We start from the raw sequence: 20305 nt of genomic DNA on the forward strand, positions 1-20305 counted from the left end.
GAAGTAAGAGATCTAAATGGAAGTTAACGCCTTTTTAGTCAATGCCTTTACCGCTAATGACCGCGGCGGTAACCCGGCCGGGGTGGTACTTAACGCCGATAATTTATCTGACCAGGATAAACTGAAAATCGCCCAGGCTGTGGGGTTTTCCGAAACCGCCTTTGTCTGCCAGGATGAGGAAGTGGATTTTGCCCTGTCCTTTTTTACCGTTACCGATGAAGTGGATTTTTGTGGCCATGCCACGTTAGCGACTTTTTCAACGCTCTATCAACAAGGCCTGATTAGTGAAGGGCGCTATATACAGCGAACCAAAGCCGGTTTATTGGGCGTAACGGTGACAGCTGATGGCCAGGTTGTGATGGAGCAAAAGTTACCTGATTACCTTGGCCTGATCGACTTCCAGCCCATCGCCGCAATGATTGGCCTGGATGCCGCAGTGCTGGCCTTGACCGGACTACCTGTTGAGATTATTTCAACCGGCTTACCGGATATTATTGTGCCTGTGCCTTATGGGTATTTGGATAAGATCCAGGTAAACAACGCGCTACTCAGTGACTATTGTAAACAGCATAACCTTGTTGGTATTCATGCCTTTGAGCTTTGCGATAAGGGCAGCGGGCTGACCGCCAGTTGCCGGAATTTTGCACCGTTATTTGGTATTCCCGAAGAGTCGGCTACCGGCAGCGCCAATGGTGCTTTGGCCTGTTATTTAACCAAGCATTTGGGCGATAAGCTTGGCAAGGCTTTTACCTTTGAACAGGGCAGGGCCATGGGCTGTGTATCTAGCATTACTGCCTCAGTAGAGTCAAACGAGCAGGGTATAGCAAAAGTCAGCGTTGGCGGCTTTGCCCGCGAGATAGGGCAGCAATCAGTATCTTTATAATTGTAGTAGCTATTATTGCCACCTATTTAACACCTGACATGCAATGAAGATGGAGAGAAGTTTGAGCTTAAAGGAAGATGGATTTGAGATTCATACTGACTTTCTACGCAGAGACTATATCAATGAGATTCTAGCTGAAATTGAAGCGTTAGGTTCCGCGCTTGCAAAACACGGAATTCGTAATGCAGAGAAAAAGCTTGTCTCGGTAAACAATCTTGTTAAATCAAATTTGCTTTTGGAAAAGGCCAGTCGCTACTTGCCTGGTAAACCAGAAGTTGTTCGGGTTATCGTTTTTGATAAAACCCCGGATAAAAACTGGCTTGTTAGCTGGCATCAAGATAAGACCGTTTCAGTTAGCGATAGAAAAGAGGTGGAAGGCTGGGGTCCCTGGACGTTGAAGGAAGGTATTCATCATGTTCAACCTGAATTAAAAGTCTTGGAGGAGATGGTGACTTTCCGCATTCACCTAGATGATGCAGATGAGACTAATGGCTGCTTAAAAGTGATACCTAAAAGCCACCAGTTGGGGATTCTGAGCAAAGAACAACAAGAACGCATTGTAAGGGAATCGCAAGAACATATCTGCTTAGCTAAATCCGGGGATTTACTGGTGATGCGACCATATTTACTGCATTCTTCAAATAAAGGCACAGAGCCAAAGCACCGTCGCGTTGTTCATATTGAGTACAGCTGCTTTCAACTGCCCCAAGGTTTGGTTTGGGCGTAACGTTGCAGGTTGCAGGTGCTGGCAAATAACGCCCATTACTGTCAGCTAAACCTGGCCTGAAAGCCAATCAATACCGCTAAGCCAGGATCTTTTCTAACCACCCGAATATCGCCGCCCTGTGCCAGTACCAGCTCTTTTACCAGAGCTAAGCCAATACCGGTGCCGTTGGTGGTGCGGGTCAGCTCATCGCCACCACGATAAAACAGTTCAAATATGTGCTTTTGCTGCTCGTTGCTAATGCCCTGGCCATAGTCGCGGATCTCCAGCTCAATCATCTGGCTGTGTTTGGCATGGGGCTTGAAGATAAAATCAAGCTGCTGTCTTTGTGGATTGGCGATGCAGGCTTTATCAAAGAACTTAATCGCATTGTCGGTAAGGTTAAACAGAATTTGCACAAAGGCGTCGGGGTCGATAAACACGCAAGTACCGGCGCTATCTGCAAGCTCAATCTTGCTGTTTAGCCTGAACTGACTTTTTTCCAGCATGGCCGCCACTTTGTTATCAATCATTTCTTCCAGTCGGGCCAGCTTGGTATACGCCGGGCGCACAAATTGCTGCTGATGGCTGATTTGGCTTAACTGCAAGATATTGTTGATTAGGCGGGTAAGGCGCTCACTTTCTGCAAAAATAAAACCGTAGTAATCCTGCCTGTGGGCTTTTTCTGTGATCATGCCGTCTTTAAGCATCTCCGAATACATACGAATGGAAGTGAGTGGGGTTTTAAGCTCATGGCTGACCGATGAGACAAAATTCAGTTGCTGGCCGGCAAGCGCCAATTGCTTAATACCTAAACGATAAAAGCCGTAACAGGCCATAAAAATAGCCGCCACCAGGCCAAGCATTAAGATGCCGCTATACAGCATATTAGTGGTAAGGGGCAGATTGGCGGTACTCAGCGACACCGAATAATCCTGATAGGGATAATGCAATCTGCTGGTTAAGATGGGTTGCTGTATAAAGCGCGGGTTCGCCGCGCCCGGGTAGCTGACCTGTGACTGACCATTGGCTAATTTTTCATACAAAAGATGCAGGGCGTTGTCAGGCTGCTGGGTGTCAGTTATCTCAATCAACACTGAGCTTCTAAATGATTTCAGCTCCAGAATGTCGCTAAATGCCTGTTGCAGATAGGCTTGGCGTTTGACCAGGTAACCCTGAATACGCTTTTGCCCGGCTATATCCACGCGGCGGGAAAAAATAAAATAGTCCGGGCTGTGCAGGCTAAGAGTAAATAACCCACTCTCGTTGTTTTGATGTGCCCGCTCCAGCGTGCTGAAGCTGTCTGAGGCGCTAAGAATGTCAAAGATATGGCTGGCGATGTTTTTGCGGGTGATAAGTTCTGCGGATAGTTGCGTGTTGTCTGACGGTTCAGGCGCTTGGGGCAGCCTGTAGGGCCAGATAGGGCTGTTGAAGCGGCCCTGCTGATCCAGTTGAAAATAGCCTACCAGGCCTGGGCTGTCCTGCAGGCTTTGCAACTGTGCAAGGGGCGACAACAACTGCTGGGGCGAGTTGGTCAGCGGGTTATAAACCTGCTGATAATAGTCAAAGGCGCCTTTGTCCAGAGTGTTGGTTAAGGTGAGCTTTTTAAACAATTTGCGGTTAATGGATTGCATCAACTCCGTGGCGTCGCGCTGATAATCAGCCAAATGCTGACGATCTAGCTGCTGATACGCCAAGGCCAGTAAAATACCCACGGGAATCAGCAGGGCCAAGAGGCCGAGCATGGCCACCATACGTAAACGGTGCAGTCTTTGCTGGTAATTCAGCAGCGGCTTGGTGGAAAACAGCATAATGTACTTTTACTGACAATACAGCTGGTAGCCTTCACCACGATGCGTGGTTAAATGCTGAGGTGATTTAGGATCGCGCTCAATCTTCTTACGTATCTTGGCAATATGAATATCCACGGTGCGGGTGTCTACCTCATCGGTGGTTTTATACCCCCAGACTTCTCTTAGCAGTTCCTCGCGGGAGACCGGCTGGTTTTGCCTGTGCAGGTAGCTCAGTATCTGTACCTCGCGGCGGGTGTATTTTACCTCTTGTTGATAGGAGATGCCGGTCAGGGTTTTGCTGCAAATCGTTACCTGACTACTTAGGATGATACTCAGATCGGTGCCAATCCAGCCAGCGCGACGCACTAGTGCATTAACCCGCAACACCAGTTCTGAAGTGGAAAAGGGTTTGCCCAGGTAATCATCTGCGCCCAGGGTTAAACCGTTGATAATATCCAGTTCGCTGTTTTTGGCGGTCAGCATCAAGATGGGCTGGGTGCGGGAGCGTTGCCTAAGCGTGCTGCAGATATCAAAACCACTGACAGAAGGCAGCATCACGTCCAGAATAATACAGGCAAACTGGCCTTCAAGGGCGCGATTCAGGCCTTGCTGGCCGTCACTTTCGCTTTCCACCTCATAGCCATGAAACACAAACAAATCGGTTAAACCACGCAAAATACCGGGTTCATCTTCCACTATCAGTAGTTTTGGCTTAATACTCACAGGCTTCCTTCAGGCCACTAAACCAGACGTGGCACTATACCAACAACCTCAGCCAGGGAAATGCAAACTTTTGTAAAGTTTTACCCCTGGCATTTTTACCTTGCCTGTCTGTTTGCAGCCGCCAGCCACTTTTACAGTATCGCCATATTCACCCGCAGCAAGTCTGCGCATTTATCAGGTTGTGTATGGATATTGTTCAGTCAAAAAAAGCCCGGCGTATGAGTCGCAAAACCACCTTAAGTCTGGTGGCCTTATCGGCATTGGTGGCAGCTGCGCTGCTGCTGTTTAATACCGACAGCGCCGCCTACCTTGCCGATCGGAACAGCCTGTTGATTGATACCGTGCAGCGCGGTGATTTGCATGTAAGGGTGCGGGGTAACGGCGTGCTGGTACCCAAAGATATTCGTTGGATCACCACCGATGTGCCGGCACGGGTGGAGCGGATAGTAAAGAGAGCCGGCGCTAAGGTGCAGCAAGGTGACGTATTGATGGAACTGGCTAACCCACAACTGCAACAGCAATTGCTGGAAGCGCAGTGGGAGCTGCAGGCGCTTGAGGCTGAAACTCTGGCGCGCAGAGTGTCGCTGGAGTCGGACTTGCTCGATCAGGAAATTGCCGTCGTTAATGAAAGCCTGAATCACCAGCGTGCTCGCTTAACTCTGGAAGCGCAGGAAGCGCTGTTAGGGCAGGGGATTGTGGCCATTTCTAAAATTGACTACGAAGAAGTCAGGATCAATGTGGCGCAATACAAGCAACAGTGGGAGTTGGAACAGAAACGGCTGCAAAAGCGTCAGGAAAACCTGCAGGCGCATATGCTGGCCAACGAAGCCAGGCTGAGCAGAATGCGCAAGGTGGTGCAACGTATTCAGGAACAGGTAGACGGCTTACGGGTTAAAGCCAGTATGGACAGCATAGTGCAGGATATGCCGCTGGAGCTGGGCCAGCAGGTCAGCGCAGGCAGTAATCTGGCGCTGCTGGCCAGAAGCGATCTGTTTATTGCCCAGCTCAGGATCCCGGAAAAACAAATCAAAGATGTGCTTATCGGCCAGCCCGTCACCCTGGATACCCGCACCAGCCAAATTCAGGGCAAGGTACTGCGTATCGACCCGGCAGTGGTCAATAGCTCAGTGCAGATTGATGTTGAGTTATCGGGCGAGCTACCCAAAGAAGTGCGCCCGGAACTGACCGTAGACGGTGAAATAAACATTGCCACCATACCCGACACCTTATTTGTACGCCGCCCCATGTACGCCAGCAGTTTCAGCCAATCCACCGTCTATCGGCTCGACCCACAGGGCCAAAACGCTAACCAACAACCGGTGACCTTTGGCCATATGTCCAGCCAGTTTATTCAGGTGCAAGCGGGCTTAAACGAAGGGGACAGCATTATTGTGTCGGATGCCTCTGGCTGGGCGCAGCATCAACAGATCGGCATTAACTAGGAAGCCACTATGCAACCAACAAATAACCATAAAAACGCCATTATCGAACTACAGGGGCTGAGCAAGGTGTTTGCTACCGATAAGGTACAAACCCATGCACTGAATCACATCGGACTGCGCATTTATCCAGGCGAATTTGTTGCCATTACCGGCCCTTCGGGCTGTGGTAAATCCACTCTGCTGTCGTTACTAGGCTTACTGGATGCGCCAAGCAGTGGCCAATATCGGCTGGCCGGTCACGACGCTTCCAGCATTGATACTGATGAAAGGGCCAGGATCAGAAACAAGGAAATCGGCTTTGTGTTTCAGTCTTTTAACCTGATCAGCAATTTAACCGTAGCGGAAAATATTGAACTGCCACTGACCTACCGGGGGAATTTAAGCAAAGCCGAGCGGCACAGTATGACGCTCTCTGCCCTTGCACAGGTGGATATGGCCCATAGGCAACAGCATTACCCTGCCCAGCTTTCTGGTGGTCAGCAGCAGCGTGTGGCGGTGGCCCGTGCCATTGCCGGCAACCCGGCCATTATTCTGGCCGATGAGCCGACCGGTAATCTGGACTCTAAAAATGCCGAAGCCGTTATGGCGCTGCTGGAGCAGTTAAACCGGGGCGGTACCACCATCTGCATGGTGACCCACGACAGCGCTTCGGCGGCCCGTACCAAACGTATCGTGGAAGTGTTTGACGGGCAGATCGTTGCCGATAGGTAGGTTACCCCGCTTTGCGGCATGACTGCCTGATATTAAGGAACGCATATGTCTTACGCCATTGAAATCAAATATGCAGCCCGGCTGCTGCTTAGCAAGCCCTTATTCAGTGTGACCGCCATGTTGATTGTGGCGGTGGGCTTGGGGCTGACCATTTACACCTTCTTGCTACTTAATCAGCTGATTTTTAAGCCCATGACCCTTAACGGTGATACCCCGCTGGTGGCCATTGAGGGGGAGTTTCAAACCAGCCAAGGGCGTGGGCAACGCGCCGATATTTATCACCTTAATCAGATAAGTGCCGATTCGCGACTGTTGCAGGGCATGAGCCTGTACAGGCCGGGTGTTCAGACTATTGCTGGGGTAGGGGAACTGGGCAATGCCAAGATGCTCAGTGCTGCCCACAGCCAATGGAATCTGTTTGAAGTATTGGGCGTTCAGCCTGTGCTGGGGCGTGGCTTTGGTCCGCAGGATCAGGACCAGGGCGCACCGCCGGTCAGCGTGATTAGCCATGCACTGTGGCAGAAGCATTTTGCTGCTGATCCGCAGATCATAGGCAAAGCTGTGCGTATTGATGGTCAGTCCCGCACTATTATTGGGGTGATGCCGGCGGGCTTTGCGTTCCCTGTCACGGCCCAGATTTGGCAGCCCATTCCCCTTACAGGGTTATCGCCTAGCGAGCCTTCCACGGCGTATGCCGACAGTTTGTATGCGGTTGCACGCCTTAAGCCTGAGGTATCTTTAGCGCAATTTCAGCAGGAATTAAAACACATACTGCAGCGTCACTTTCAGGCCTTACCTGCAGAGTTAGCCTGGCGGGCCGCATCACCCGGCGGGCATATCCGGGCCTTTCCTTTTAAGCTGAGTCACGACAGCGTTGCGCAGCATTATGCGGTGTTTATGGCCATGCTGATGGTGGTGCTGTTGATCCTGCTGTTAACCGGCATCAATGTGGGTAATTTGTTGCTGGTACGGGTAAATGAACGTATCAAGGAAGTGGCCATCCGTATTTCTCTGGGCGTGCCAAGAAAGCGCCTGATTGTGCAAATGCTGCTGGAAAGCACCTTGATATGCGCCTTGGGCGGGCTTGTGGCACTTGCCCTGGCGGGCGGCGGCGTGCATCTGACCAACCTGGTGTTTGAAGAGATTTTTGCGGTAACTCAGCAACGGCCTTTCTGGTGGTATGTGCAGCTCGACCTTGAGGCGATTTTGCTGCTGCTGGCTATGCTGGTGGTAATGGTCATTGTCACCGGTTTAATCCCTGCCTTACGTGCCCTGAGCAGTGATGTTAATGCGCTGCTTAGGGATGGTACCCGCGGAGCGCTGAGTAAAAGAGCCCAGTGGACCAACAAAGCCCTGGTGGTGGCTGAAATCAGTCTGTCCTGTGTGGTATTAAGCGTGGCTACCATGTTGCTCAGTACCAGTTATGCATCGCAGCAGGCAGATTATGGCGTCACCACCGACAAGCGCATCACCGCAGATATTGTACTGCCGTCGGGCACCTATCCCTGGCAGGCAGGTGATTTAGAAAGCAAGCTAAAGCGCAATCACTTTTACTATCGGCTGAAAGACGAGCTGGAAGCCTTGCCGCATATTCACAGTGTGGCGTATTTCACCAGCCCACCGGGTACCGGCGGCGGGGTTTCTCACTTTGAGATCCGGGGCCGCGCCGCACAGGTATATAACGAAAATCCGCAGTGGAATTTTGAAACCGTTAGCAGAGATGCCTGGCATACAGTGGGCATCACCCTGATTGACGGGCGCAGTTTTACTCTTGATGATGCGGCCATCGAGCGGGTTGAAGCGGGTGAACAGACGCCGCCGGTGGTGATTAATGCCGCCATCGCCAGAGATTTGTTTCCTGACGGCGATGCCATCGGCCAGCAGGTGCGCACGGTGACAGAGGATTGGCACAGTGAGTGGCGCACTATTATCGGGGTGGTGTCAGATACCGTACACGGCCCGACTATGCAGGCCACCAGTGCCCGGCATACCGGCTATGGGTTGATGGACCTGCGTCCCTGGCTGATGACCATAATCATTCATTATTCAGGCCCGCAGGGACAGGCTGAAGCGGCGCTGCGACAAGCGATTAATCGTATCGATGCAGATGTAACGCCGCACAATGTGCAAAGTTACGACAATCTGGTTAAACAACCCATGAAACTGGTGGATGCAGTGAACCGCATCTTCCTGTTAGCGGGATTGGTGGCCCTGGTGCTGGCCGGTTCCGGGATTTATGCGGTGTCGGCCAATACCATTATGCTGCAAAGCCAAGAGATTGCTACGCGCCGGGCGTTAGGAGCACGCAACGGTCAAATTGTCGCGCTGTTTTTAAAGCAAGCTGCAGGGCAATTACTGCTGGGTGTTAGCGCAGGGCTGCTGATATCGCTTTGGCTGGTCGGCCAGATTACTCAGTCCATTGTGTTACTGGGCAACAGTTACCTGATGGGTTTATTGGGGATCCCGGCATTTATTGCCATGCTGGTACTGCTTGCCACCTATTTGCCAACCCGCAAGCTATTGCAAGATGAACCGGCTGCGGCGCTGCATCAGGTGTGAGCTTTTTAGCGAGGATTGTTGGTTTATAGGTATATCCCATACTGGTGGCAGTGGCCTTGCCATTGTTACCAGTAGGAGGCGGAAACTGTGCTAACACAACGTATCAGATTGCCGGTTAAGGCAGGCATCAGAGTCAGTTGTTACATTTAGATCAATATTGTTCCAATTGTTGGCCTTGTCATGACAATGCTCAGGCGGCACAATCGCCTGCTTACCTGATAAAAAACGGCGGTAGAATCGAGGCCCTTCCTCAAAAATCTCTCCAGGTGTACTGCAAAGCAATACCAGCAACAATCGCCGGTCAGCCACTTTTCATCCCACGCTAACGCCAGACCAAACAAAGAGGTGTCACTATGACTCAAGACGACATTCGCAATTACTTAAGTGCTAATCAATCTGTGTATATTCAGGTGGCAAGTCTACAAGACGGCTCGCCTGAAGCAGCATGGGGAGACACCTTTGTCTTTTTAAAGCGCAAGAATGGCGAACTAGGCAAAATGCCTTTTATCACCATAGTGACCAGTGACTACGAAGGATTTGACTACGAATCAAATCTTGATCGTCCGGATATCTTTCGCCTTAATATGGATGTTGGCAGGGAAAAATTTGCTGAACTCTTTGGCTTCACTCCCAAAGAGTTCAGCGCAAATCGCAGTAAATTTGATTTCTCCGCCAGCGATGTATTGTTTCCTCACCCAGTGTATGGGGAATATGGATGGGCATCGGTGATTAGCCCTCGGCCTGGCTCGGTTGCCATGGTGAAATCACTTTTAGACTATTCATTACACCGGGCTGGCGCTGATACGGCAGTATAACGTTGCGCTTGCATAGCTTTCATACCTGTGTCTGTCATGGCTCATGTTGTTGAACGTGGCCTGAGGTTTGAAAACGTCAGATCGAGATTAATTTGCCAGACAGGGTTCTGTTTTAAGACAAGGTAGAGATTTAATACAAAGGGCTGGTCATCGCTTTCTGGCGATGGCCTTCAGTATAGCTATGCAGCATCGCATCGACTAAGAACGAACCATTTTGGCCAAGAACTGCGTAGATGGCCTGCGTTTATAAGGATATGACCATGGATGTGACCGATATCAAAGCCTTTATTCCCAGTAAGGATTATAAGGTTTCCCAGTCTTTTTATACCGATATCGATTAACTGCGGGGACCGGTAATAATTTTGTTAAGTACGCCGTTGTGAAATTCCAGGATTTTTAAAAACCTACCTTCACCCGGGTCATACATATACCGCACAACATTAATGTAGGCGTCATCAATCTTTACATATCCAACGGTTTCTTCTTCATCGGGCCCCCCACACTTTTGTTTCACTTCCAGGGTAGTGTCACCCTCCATAACTAACTTTTGATTGCATCTAAAACTATCTGCTTTTGCTGGAGTACCGGATAGTAAGAAGCATACCAGCGCCAGTGCTTTCGAATTAGATTTACGTTCCATTGCATTTCCCTAATGAGTCCAGTTGCCATCCACCAGTAACAGCTTATGCCAATAGGCCACGAATATCATTGGCCTTATCTATGTGCTGATGACATTTCTGATAATCCTATTAACTTTCCATTGTGGAAAATAATAACTTGCCATATTGGAAAGTTACTGTCTAAACTTACTTTCCATGGTGGAAAGTAAGGATGAGAAATGAAACAACGAAATACGTCTACGGCCAGCGCGAAAGGGGCGTTGGATACAATGCGCAGCAGTCAACAGGCTCTGCTGGAAGGTTTTGTGCCGTCAGTGTGGATAAGACTGGTTATGAGTCTAAGCCTGGGGGCGATACTCTTTGGCTATGGTATGACGGAACATGAAAATAACTGGGCGCTGGCCATCTGGGTTGGCGCGTTAGGCTTTGGCTTGTCATCGGCCCTGTACGCCTATACTTATCGGTTACAAGGGATCCGAATTCGATTTTTTCCGCGCTTTTATCAGTCTGAAAAAATCCATATTTACACCGGTGTTGGTTTTGCCACGCTGGGCTTTGGCAGCCGCTTTTTGCGCACCGAACTGGGTATGGAGTTTGGGCCTTATCTATGCGCCACTGCTGCGGCTGTGTTGTTTTTCTGGCTACAAAGACGATTCCCAACAGGAGAAGTCGGGATTAAGGGCGTTTAAATGGCTGAGCTGGATCTTGTTATTCATGCACCCAACAGGCTACAGATTTGTGCCATGCTGGCGACCAGCGCAGAGCTGGATTTCAGGCTGATTCGCGAACAACTGGGGGTGACTGACTCGGTGCTGTCCAAGCACCTTAAAGCGCTGGAGAATGCGCAGTATATTCAGTTGAGAAAGCGCAATCACAATGGCCGCCCCCGCACCTGGATTGCCTTAACCCGTCAGGGCCAACAAGCATTTGAACACCATGTGCAGGCGTTAGAAGCCATTATCAATACGGCGGGGCAAGCTGATTAAGCTTTGTTGGCAGCAAAGCTGCCTTAGTGGCTATAGGCGGTTAAGCAAACGGCAGTCGCTAAGGCGTGGGTCTTTAATCCATTATCTTCAGCACCTCGTTCTGATATATATCATCGGCTAGTTCCGGGTAGGGGTTACGTACGCCCCAGCGTTTGGTCAGCGTCTGAAAAAAGGGCTTGGGCCGGTCTCTTATTAACAAGTGATTGATATCGGCTATGACTTTCTGCATCGCTTGCTGGCAGCGAATGGCCGCCAGGCCATATTGTCCGGCGGTTTCAGATAATGACAGCATACGGAAACTGTCGTGCGCTAAGCCCAGGGTTTTTGTGGCGAAGGCCATTTGCGGGTAATAGTCAATCAGATAGTCCAGGTTGCCTCGCTGCAACATGCTGTACAGGCCATTAAAATTCTCGGCTGAGCGTTCAATGAAGTTCACCGGTTGACCGTTTTTTCCTCTGAATGCGCTGTTTTTATGATGCTCTTGCAATAACTGATCGAGCTTTTGCCCCAGCGGCCGGCCGGCCTGAATACCGAGTTTCAGTTGTGGCTGTTGCAACAGTTCCGCCAGGGACTCCTGTTCGGCAAAGGCATATTTGCTATGTTTGGCAACCACCAGACTGTGCATAAAAAACACCGTATGCGGGGCACTTAGCAGCCACGGTGTATCTTCGCGCAGCTCTGGTGGTTGATAGAATGCTGCCGCATCGCAGATAGGGACACCATTGGCCGCTTCGCGCTCCATTCTTAAATAGTTGGGAAACACCACTCGCTGATGCTGATAGGTCGGCAGTGCGGATTCCTGGTAATCAATTAATTTGTCGGTGTAACCCTGGCCCTGAAGCTCGCCTTTAAGGATATATAAAGGCGGAAAGTCAAAGTTAGCCCAGATGATCTTTTGTGGCGGCTGTGCTTGGGCTGGGAAAAGTACCAAGCACAGTAGCCAGCCACTTAGGAACAACCAGATGCTATGTGTTGTTGCCTTCTGTACTCGCCTGACCATCGGCAAAAACCGCCCGCAGTTTATCATGCTGTCATACTATTGCTGCGCCGCTTTGGCAGCAACGACCATTTCACGTACATCAGCCAGCAAGGCTTTGGCGTCATACACAATGCCGTCTTTAATGCTGTATTTTACCCCACCGACACGGGTGGGACGATTATTGTCGTCCAGCTTAAAATGGCCGGTGCCATACAATACTTTAAAGTTGGCCAGTGGGTTTTCCTCTACAATCACCAAATCGGCCAGTTTACCAACGCTGACGGAGCCTATCTCGTCTTCCAACCCCAGTGCCTGTGCACCATTTAAGGTGGCGGCTTGAATCACTTCCAGGGCGTTAAAACCGGCTTCGCGCAACAGTTCCAACTCGCGGATATAACCAAAACCGTAGATTTTATAGATGTAGCCTGAGTCTGAGCCGGTAGTCACCCGGCCGCCCTGGTTTTTATAGTCGTTTAAAAACGCCATCCACAGCTGGTAGTTTTGTTTCCAGGCAATTTCATCGTCTGTGGTCCAGTCAAACCAATAACTGCCATGGGCATAGCGATTGGGCTGAAAAAATTCCCACAGGGTCGGCAGCGTGTAATCCTGATGCCAGATAGCCTGCTGTTCGCGCATCAGGTCGCGGCTGGCTTCGTAGATGGTCAGGGTGGGGTTGAGGGTAAAATCCAGTGCAAGTAATTCGTCGCGCACCTGACGCCATTTTTCGCTGCCGGGTTTGGCGGCCTGTTGCCATAAGCGACCGGCTTCGGCAAAACGATGCTGCTCATTATTGTAATTGTAGTTGGCCGGGTAGTTCTGAATTCGCTGTCCTTCAAACAGTGCTTCGGGTAAACCATACCAGTGTTCCATGGTGGTCAGACCCAGTCGGGCGGAGTCCAGTACATTCATGCTCATTACGTTGAGCTGGGCATGGTGCATGGCGCTGCCAAGCCCTTGTTTTTTGGCTTCTTGCAATGCGGCCTGCATGATTTTTGGCGCCGCACCAAAGAACTTAATGCCTTTGGCACCGTGTTTTGCCGCCCATTTTACCCAGTCCCGTGCCTGCTCGGCGGTATAAATGGGGGATTCACTGCCCAGACCAAAACCAAAATAAGGGATGATTCGGGGCGCAACCACCTGGTTCTTGTCGCTGCGCCTGACATGGTCCAGTACCCAGTCCACGCCGTTAAAGCTGCCGGGTTCGCGCACAGTGGTAATGCCATGAGCCAGCCATAGCTTAAATACGTACTCGGCTGGAATATTGTCAGCCGAGCCACCAATATGGCCGTGCAAATCAATAAAACCGGGCAACACGTAATGGCCTTCAAGAGCTAGTTGCTGGTCACCTGGCTGTGCTTTGGGACGCCCTTCGGCCAGAATCGGCACACCGGGATTGCCGACATTGTAGATGCCGGCGATGCGATTTTTTTCGATAACAATGTCAACCGGACCACGGGCTGGCGCGCCTTCGCCATTGATCAGAGTAACACCGCGCAAAATCAAGCGGGAGTACGGGCCTTGGCCTTCATCTGCGGCCCGCTCGGGGGCACTGGCACCGGGTTTGGCCCAGGTATGCAAACTCAACAAGGTGCCTAACAGCAATGCTTGGAATTGGCGTATTTTCATTATTTTTCCTTTACTTATTTTCGTGGCGCGCAGTTGCCCGGGCAAAAAGGTCAGCAGCCTGCAGTAAAAGCCCTGTGAAAAGTTAAGCATATGTTATAAAAATACTTTGTGGCGTTGGAATTTAGGGAGAACAACATGGGAATCATAAAAAAAATTGCTCTTGGGTTGGTGTTGCTGGTTGTACTGTTTTTTGCGGTGGGCTTTATGTTGCCCTCTGAGTTCAGGGTGGAGCGCTCTATTACCATTGACGCCCCCGCTGAAAAAATTTACCCCCAGGTGGCGGACTTACAAAAGTGGCAGGACTGGGGCGTGTGGTTTAAGCGCGATCCCGCCATGCAAGTCCATTACGATGGCCCTACAGCTGAGGTGGGAATGCGTTCAGAGTGGATAAGTGCACAGGAAGGCAGCGGTGTGATGGAGATTATCGCCGCCGATCCGGACAAGCGCCTGGTGTACAGCCTGTATTTCCCCGAATTTGAAATGGGTAGCACCGGTGAAATTATTTTGACCGACGAAGAAGGCAAAACCCGTGTGCAATGGGTGGATTATGGTGATGTGGGCAGCAATCCCATCAATCATTATTTTGCGGTGATGATGGACTCCATGGTCGGGCCGGATTTTGAAATGGGCCTGGCCAACCTTAAGACCCTGGTTGAGAACAGCCGTTAGTGGGGTCCGTTGGTCTTATGAAAATAGAATTTGGTCCCGTGCCGGTTGATTCGTTGCACTATGACTGATGCACTAGCGGAAGTTACAGCGAGTTAACATCTATGTCGAATCAGTTAAGTCGAATGCTGGCCCATTGGCAGGCACAAAAAGACCAAATGCAATGGGTGCTGGCCACCATTATTGAAACCGCGGGCTCCAGCTATCGTAAAGCCGGTGCCATGATGCTAATCAACAGTCTGGGCCAGTATCGTGGTCTGCTCAGCGGCGGTTGCCTGGAAGCGGATATTCTGCGTCAGGCCAGGCGCTGCTGGGACAGCGGCCATAGTCGGATTATTCAATATGACCAGCGGGACGAGGACGACTGGGCCTGGCAACTGGGCATCGGCTGTGGCGGTATGGTGCGCATACTGCTTCAGCCCATTGATGCACAAAATCAGTACTTGCACCTGGATGCCTTGCTGGATGAACTGAACCAGCAGCGCGGCGGGTATTATTCACAGTCTTTGGACGATGGGCGGCCCGATAATCAATTGCTCACAGCGCGCCCCCAATGGTTAGATGACAAGGCTTGCTGCGGCCAGTTTGATCTACCCCAGGGGCGGATCTTTACCCAGTATATAAAACCCGCTCCGCATATTGGTGTATTCGGTGGTGGCCTGGACGCCAAACCGCTGGTGGCGATGGCCAATGAACTGGGCTGGCGTATCAGTTTGGTGGACCCGCGTCCAGCCAATGCCAGGGCTGAGTGGTTTCCTGCGGCCAACTGTATACGTGAACCCATTAGCCAGCTTGATCAACAGCCCTGGCTGGATAGTCTGGATGCCGTGGTGTTAATGGCTCATCATGTGGAGCTGGACGCCCAGGCGCTGTCTGTGTGTCGGAATTTGCCTCTGAAGTATCTGGGCATCCTCGGACCTGCACATCGCACCGAGCGGGTATTGAAAGTTGCCGGCTTAAGTCAGCGAGACATTGTTGCTCCGCTATTCAGCCCTATAGGACTACGCCTTGGCGGTGAACTGCCAGAGTCCATTGCGCTGGCCACGCTGGCAGAGATCCATGCGGTGCTGGAAGGCAAAGATGGTCTGTCCATCAGTGGTGAACTGGCTCAATGAAAGTGGCGGGCGTGATCTTAGCGGCTGGCAACGCCAGTCGCTATGGCGGTATTAAACAGCTTGCTGCCCTTGATGGGCGGCCGATGCTATTGCATTGCTTGTCTGCTTATCAAGACCTTGGTCTGGCACAGACCGTGGTGGTGCTGGGTGCTTATGCAGACAAAATTGAACCCATCATGCCTGATTGGGTGGATATGGTGGTGAATCCGGATTGGCAACAGGGCATGGGCAGCAGTCTGGCCAGTGCCATAAAGTGGCTGCATTCAGATATCAGCCATGTGTTGGTGGGGCTGGCTGATCAGCCCGATATTAGCGCCTTGCAACTGGCGGCGTTATTAAAACGGGCCAAACAGTACAAAGATTGTCGTATTGCCGCAGAGTATGCTCAAGGACCTGGTGTGCCAGCGATATTTCCAAGCATTGATTTTGCTGCGCTGGCAAAACTTAACGGTGACAAGGGGGCAAAAGCACTGCTATTGGCAGAACCGTCCCGACTCAAAACCCTGCCAATGGTGCAGGCTGCAACAGATATTGATACCCAAGATGAATTAAAACAATGGCAACAAGCCAGGGGAAAAAGACCATGATGAATTTCACCTTAAACGGCAAGGTCGTGTCAGTGGATGCCGAGGGCGACATGCCGCTGTTATGGGCATTGCGGGATATGCTGGGCATGACCGGCACTAAGTACGGTTGTGGGATGGCCTTATGTGGCGCCTGTACCGTGCATCTTGACGGCCAGGCGGTAAGAGCCTGTACCTTGCCCATGTCGTTAGTGCAGGGCAAAAAAGTGACCACCATTGAAGGCCTGGCGGTGGATGCATCTCATCCGGTGCAGCAGGCCTGGAAAGAGCATAATGTGCCGCAGTGCGGCTATTGTCAGTCCGGGCAGATGATGAGCGCAGCGGCCCTTCTGGCTAAACACCCTAATCCTGATGACAACACCATTGATGAGCAGATGCAGGGCAATATCTGCCGCTGTGGTACTTATCCGCGGATTAAGGCCGCGATTAAAACGGCCGCTAAGCTAGGGGGCAAATCATGAGCCAGATAGCCAACGTCAGCCGCAGACAGTTTTTAAAAATAACCGGCATGGGTGCCACCGGCCTGGTGCTGGGTGGATTGCTGCCCGGATTCAGACCGGCCTGGGCCAAGGCCGGGGATGCCGTTAGTGAACTGAATTTGTTTGTTAGTATCGGCAGTGATGATCTGGTGCATATCATTTGCCATCGCAGTGAAATGGGTCAGGGGATCCGCACCGGCTTGCCACAAGTGGTGGCCGATGAGCTGATGGCTGACTGGCAAAAAGTGCAGGTGGTGCAGGGGCTGGCCAATGCCGAATACGGCAGCCAGAATACCGACGGCTCGCGCTCGGTCAGACGTTTTTACCAGATTATGCGCGAAATGGGGGCGTCAGCCCGGGCGATGCTGGAACAGGCTGCCGCCAATCAGTGGCAGGTCCCACTGGAAGAAGTACAGGCCAGGGATCATCAGGTCTGGCACCAGAAGTCGGGCCGCAGTTTGCGTTTTGGCGAGCTGGCAGAAGCGGCCGCCGGGTTAACCCCACCGGCCAAAGACCAGCTTAAGCTTAAGTCCCCTGATGACTTTAACTACATAGGTAAAGACGTTCCGATTGTGGATATGCCCGCCATTCTGAGTGGCCAGACGGTATTTGGTCAGGACGTGCAACTGCCTGACATGTTATACGCCAGTATTGAGCGTACTCCGGTGGTGGGGGCCAATGTCAAATCAGTAGACAACAGCGCGGCATTGAAAGTTAAAGGCGTGGTCGACACCTTTGTGATGCCAGAGCAAAGTGAACCTGTGCTGTTTAAACCTTTACCCGGCGTTGCCGTACTGGCGACCAATAGCTGGGCAGCGATGCAGGGGCGTAAGCAACTGCGTATTGAATGGACCGACAGTACCCACAGCCAGCACGACTCGGACGCCTACCTGGACGTGCTGAAAGGCCGGGTAAAACAACAAGGTAAAGTGATACGCAGTATCGGTGATGCCTATGCCGGTATGATGAACGCGGTGGACACTTTTGAAGCGGGCTACAGCGTACCTTATCTGATTCATGCCCCGATGGAGCCGCCTGCAGCAACGGCAGTATTTAAAGACGGCACCTGTGAAATCTGGGCTTGTACCCAGACACCACAAAGCACCCAGCAAAATGTGGCGGGCGCGCTTGGCATTGAGCCTGACAAAGTCAAAGTCAATGTGACCTTGCTGGGCGGTGGCTTTGGCCGTAAATCCAAACCGGATTTCTCGGTAGAAGCGGCTATTCTGGCTAAGCAGACAGGTAAGCCGGTTAAGGTCAGTTGGAGCCGTGAGGATGAAATTCGTCACGGCTACTATCACGCCGCCGCCGCGATGCATTTTGCGGCGGGCATGGACGACACCGGCCGGGTGGTCAGTTGGTTACAGCGTACCGCGTTTCCCAGTATCAGCTGGACCTTTAATGGCACCTCAGATGAGCCATCCGGCTCGGAGCTGGATTTGGGCTTTGGTGACTTGCCTTTTGCGCTGGATAATTTGTCCTGTGAGGTCCAAAAGGCGGAAGCGCATTTGCGTATCGGTTGGGTGCGTTCGGTCAGCAATATCCAGCATGGCTTCGCCATTGGTTCTTTTGTGGATGAACTGGCGCATAAACTAGACCGCCGACCACGGGAACTGTGGCTGGAGCTGCTGGGCAGTGATCGCCTGGTCGACCCTGAGCCTGAAGGCTTTAAATACGGCAATTATGGCGAATCCAAAGCGGTTTTCCCCATTGATACGGCCCGCATTAAAGGGGTACTGAATCTGGTGGCGGATAAAGCCGGGGTCGACAAACCCACGGCTAAAAATGAAGCCTGGGGACTGAGTGTGCATCGCAGTTTTGTCAGCTATGTGGCGGTGGCCACCAAAGTCCGGGTGGATGGAAATAAAGTGCAGGTACTGGAAATGCACAGCGCCATTGATGCTGGCACCGTGGTGAACCCCGACAGGGTCAGGTCGCAAATGGAAGGGGCCATGATCTTTGGTCTGTCGCTGGCGATGATGGGGGAAATCAGCGTAAAAGACGGTGCGGTGGTGCAGTCTAACTTCCATGACTACCCGCTGCTACGCATTAATCAGTCACCGCAAATTCACAGTTATATTGTCGAGTCCAGCCAAGCGCCTGGTGGGGTGGGTGAGCCCGGTGTACCGCCGGTGGCTGCCAGCCTGTGCAACGCTATATTTCGCGCAGGCGGCAAACGCATTCGCGACTTGCCTATAAGCAAGCATATGCAGGTGTAGATGACAGGGCGGCTCAGGCCGCCTTTTTTATGCGCAGATAATGTGAAGCAAGATCAGGTGGGCGGAGTGTGCTCAACCAGTTCAGATTGAATAACGACCGGGCCACTTATGGTGCGATGCAGGGGGCATTTGTTGGCAATCTCCAGCAAACGCTGGCGCTGTGCGTCGGTTAAATTGCCGCTCAGCTCAATGCGTCGCTGAATTGTTTCCTGCTGGGTGTGATTTGCCCCATGATTGTCAGACTCGCGATGCAGAGAAAGGGCAACCTTGATATGGTCCAGTGGCAGCGCTTTACGCGTTGCGTACATACGCAGTGTGATGGCAGTGCAAGCGCCCAGCGCCGCCAGTAAATGCTGGTAAGGATCGGGCCCCAGATCGTCACCGCCCAGGTTTTTGGGTTCATCGGCCAGCCAATGGTGATGGGCGCTACTGATCCTGACGGTAAACCTGTGATTATGTTCCTCCACCCAAATCTGTCCGGCCGGTGCCCCAGGTTGTTTATCCACTTCCGGCAGGTAACGGCTTGCCCAACCAGCAATGGTCTCTGCCACATACTGAGCATCGCAGTGCGCTGTGAGCAGATGGTCAGCCTGGTCCAGACTGATAAAACTTTTAGGATGACGGGCATCCTGATAAATCTTTTCTGCCTCGTTTATGGCCACCGTGCTATCCAGCGGTGCATGCATAATCAGCAAGGCTTTATTCAGTTCACTTAGATAGGCGCCCTGATAGGCATTGATATCATCCAGAAACTGCTTCTTAATCAGGAACTCTCGTTCGCCCAAACTCACACTGGCCTGACCCTGCTGATGTATATCCAGCAGCGAGCTGCCAAAGTGCTGCACTACATGGGCGGCACTGTGCGGCGCACCAATGGTGATGACGGCTTTAGCCTCTTTAACCTGCCCGGCCATGGCCAGTACTGCCGCAGCGCCAAGACTATGGCCAATCAGCAGGGCGGGGGCCTGATACCTTTGGCGCAAAAAACTGGCGGCCGCCAGTAAGTCATCCAGATTGGCGCAAAAGTGATGGTTGGTTAAATCACCGTCATTGCTGCCAAGTCCGGTAAAGTCAAACCTGAGCACGGCAATGCCGCTAGCCGTTAAGGCCGATGCAATGCTGGATGCGGCCACGTTGTTGTTTGCGCAGGAAAAACAATGGGCGAACAAGGCAAAACAGCGAATGGGCTGCTCTGGCCATTCCATTAGCCCCCTGAGCTGATGTCCCAGTCCCGGAAAATTAATTTCTTCTCGCATAACAGACTCCAGTGTATTCATCCTTAACCATGCATGGTCAGTTGTGCCGGGCCGAAACTGGCAGCGATTCACCGATACGGTGAATAAACGTTACAAGTGAATGACACTTAGTGCAATAAACTCCCATTGGGTCAACCCGGTGGCAT

Annotated in this window: 19 protein-coding genes; 13 read left to right on the forward strand and 6 right to left on the reverse strand. The window is 51.7% G+C overall.

What is annotated here, in order from left to right; translation table 11 throughout:
• The first annotated feature begins 16 nt into the window (after positions 1 to 16).
• Both CSR04_RS05595 and CSR04_RS05600 read left to right on the forward strand, forming a co-directional pair.
• Positions 17 to 883: a PhzF family phenazine biosynthesis protein gene (locus CSR04_RS05595; protein ID WP_102795265.1), complete on the forward strand. Its 867-nt coding sequence runs from the start codon at positions 17 to 19 to the stop codon at positions 881 to 883.
• A 61-nt stretch (positions 884 to 944) separates the two neighbouring features.
• Positions 945 to 1610, forward strand: coding sequence for a phytanoyl-CoA dioxygenase family protein (locus CSR04_RS05600; protein ID WP_245921389.1), 666 nt, complete (start codon positions 945 to 947; stop codon positions 1608 to 1610).
• Between the two features lie 41 nt (positions 1611 to 1651).
• Here the strand turns inward: CSR04_RS05600 and CSR04_RS05605 are convergent, their stop codons facing one another.
• Both CSR04_RS05605 and CSR04_RS05610 read right to left on the reverse strand, forming a co-directional pair.
• On the reverse strand, positions 1652 to 3397 hold the full coding sequence (locus CSR04_RS05605) for a sensor histidine kinase (protein WP_102795267.1): 1746 nt from the start codon (positions 3395 to 3397) through the stop codon (positions 1652 to 1654).
• Positions 3398 to 3406: 9 nt separating this feature from the next.
• Positions 3407 to 4102: a response regulator transcription factor gene (locus CSR04_RS05610; RefSeq protein ID WP_172449242.1), complete on the reverse strand. Its 696-nt coding sequence runs from the start codon at positions 4100 to 4102 to the stop codon at positions 3407 to 3409.
• A 185-nt stretch (positions 4103 to 4287) separates the two neighbouring features.
• Between CSR04_RS05610 and CSR04_RS05615 the strand changes: the two genes are divergently transcribed.
• The 4 genes from CSR04_RS05615 (at position 4288) to CSR04_RS05630 (ending at position 9629) form a co-directional block, all read left to right on the forward strand.
• Positions 4288 to 5544, forward strand: a complete 1257-nt coding sequence (locus CSR04_RS05615) for an efflux RND transporter periplasmic adaptor subunit (protein ID WP_102795268.1) — start codon at positions 4288 to 4290, stop codon at positions 5542 to 5544.
• A 9-nt stretch (positions 5545 to 5553) separates the two neighbouring features.
• The gene (locus CSR04_RS05620) at positions 5554 to 6255 is read left to right on the forward strand and encodes an ABC transporter ATP-binding protein (RefSeq protein ID WP_102795269.1); all 702 of its coding nucleotides are present in this window, start codon (positions 5554 to 5556) and stop codon (positions 6253 to 6255) included.
• Between the two features lie 45 nt (positions 6256 to 6300).
• The gene (locus CSR04_RS05625; protein ID WP_102795270.1) at positions 6301 to 8814 is read left to right on the forward strand and encodes an ABC transporter permease; all 2514 of its coding nucleotides are present in this window, start codon (positions 6301 to 6303) and stop codon (positions 8812 to 8814) included.
• Between the two features lie 353 nt (positions 8815 to 9167).
• Entirely contained in the window at positions 9168 to 9629 is a 462-nt protein-coding gene (locus CSR04_RS05630) for a DUF6194 family protein (protein WP_102795271.1), read from the forward strand.
• 337 nt (positions 9630 to 9966) lie between these two features.
• On the opposite strand, the gene CSR04_RS05635 is transcribed toward CSR04_RS05630, so the two are convergent.
• A complete protein-coding gene (locus CSR04_RS05635; protein ID WP_102795272.1) occupies positions 9967 to 10269 on the reverse strand; it encodes a DUF2845 domain-containing protein in 303 nt (100 codons plus the stop codon).
• Between the two features lie 198 nt (positions 10270 to 10467).
• Here CSR04_RS05635 and CSR04_RS05640 point away from each other — a divergent pair, with 198 nt between their 5' ends.
• Together CSR04_RS05640 and CSR04_RS05645 are read left to right on the forward strand one after the other, a co-directional pair.
• On the forward strand, positions 10468 to 10938 hold the full coding sequence (locus CSR04_RS05640; protein ID WP_102795273.1) for a hypothetical protein: 471 nt from the start codon (positions 10468 to 10470) through the stop codon (positions 10936 to 10938).
• A complete protein-coding gene (locus CSR04_RS05645) occupies positions 10939 to 11235 on the forward strand; it encodes a transcriptional regulator (RefSeq protein ID WP_102795274.1) in 297 nt (98 codons plus the stop codon).
• 73 nt (positions 11236 to 11308) lie between these two features.
• On the opposite strand, the gene CSR04_RS05650 is transcribed toward CSR04_RS05645, so the two are convergent.
• Both CSR04_RS05650 and CSR04_RS05655 read right to left on the reverse strand, forming a co-directional pair.
• Positions 11309 to 12166, reverse strand: coding sequence for a hypothetical protein (locus tag CSR04_RS05650; protein WP_102795275.1), 858 nt, complete (start codon positions 12164 to 12166; stop codon positions 11309 to 11311).
• A 105-nt stretch (positions 12167 to 12271) separates the two neighbouring features.
• Entirely contained in the window at positions 12272 to 13840 is a 1569-nt protein-coding gene (locus tag CSR04_RS05655) for an amidohydrolase family protein (RefSeq protein ID WP_102795276.1), read from the reverse strand.
• 135 nt (positions 13841 to 13975) lie between these two features.
• Here CSR04_RS05655 and CSR04_RS05660 point away from each other — a divergent pair, with 135 nt between their 5' ends.
• The 5 genes from CSR04_RS05660 (at position 13976) to CSR04_RS05680 (ending at position 18903) form a co-directional block, all read left to right on the forward strand.
• Positions 13976 to 14509: an SRPBCC family protein gene (locus CSR04_RS05660; protein WP_102795277.1), complete on the forward strand. Its 534-nt coding sequence runs from the start codon at positions 13976 to 13978 to the stop codon at positions 14507 to 14509.
• Positions 14510 to 14610: 101 nt separating this feature from the next.
• Complete coding sequence (locus tag CSR04_RS05665) at positions 14611 to 15621, forward strand: XdhC family protein (protein ID WP_102795278.1); 1011 nt, start codon at positions 14611 to 14613, stop codon at positions 15619 to 15621.
• Positions 15618 to 16208, forward strand: coding sequence for a nucleotidyltransferase family protein (locus CSR04_RS05670; protein ID WP_102795279.1), 591 nt, complete (start codon positions 15618 to 15620; stop codon positions 16206 to 16208). Before CSR04_RS05665 ends, CSR04_RS05670 begins: the two co-directional genes overlap by 4 nt.
• Positions 16205 to 16666 carry a (2Fe-2S)-binding protein gene (locus tag CSR04_RS05675; RefSeq protein ID WP_102795280.1) on the forward strand — a complete coding sequence of 154 codons (462 nt, stop codon included), beginning with the start codon at positions 16205 to 16207 and terminating at the stop codon, positions 16664 to 16666. Before CSR04_RS05670 ends, CSR04_RS05675 begins: the two co-directional genes overlap by 4 nt.
• A complete protein-coding gene (locus CSR04_RS05680) occupies positions 16663 to 18903 on the forward strand; it encodes a xanthine dehydrogenase family protein molybdopterin-binding subunit (protein ID WP_102795281.1) in 2241 nt (746 codons plus the stop codon). The genes CSR04_RS05675 and CSR04_RS05680 overlap by 4 nt, the downstream gene beginning before the upstream one ends.
• Before the next feature lie 53 nt (positions 18904 to 18956).
• Here the strand turns inward: CSR04_RS05680 and CSR04_RS05685 are convergent, their stop codons facing one another.
• A complete protein-coding gene (locus tag CSR04_RS05685; RefSeq protein WP_102795282.1) occupies positions 18957 to 20159 on the reverse strand; it encodes a bifunctional alpha/beta hydrolase/OsmC family protein in 1203 nt (400 codons plus the stop codon).
• Between the last annotated feature and the right edge of the window lie 146 nt (positions 20160 to 20305).

Origin of the sequence: Bowmanella denitrificans (genome assembly GCF_002887595.1) — a bacterium.
Classification (GTDB): Bacteria; Pseudomonadota; Gammaproteobacteria; order Enterobacterales; family Alteromonadaceae; genus Bowmanella; species Bowmanella denitrificans.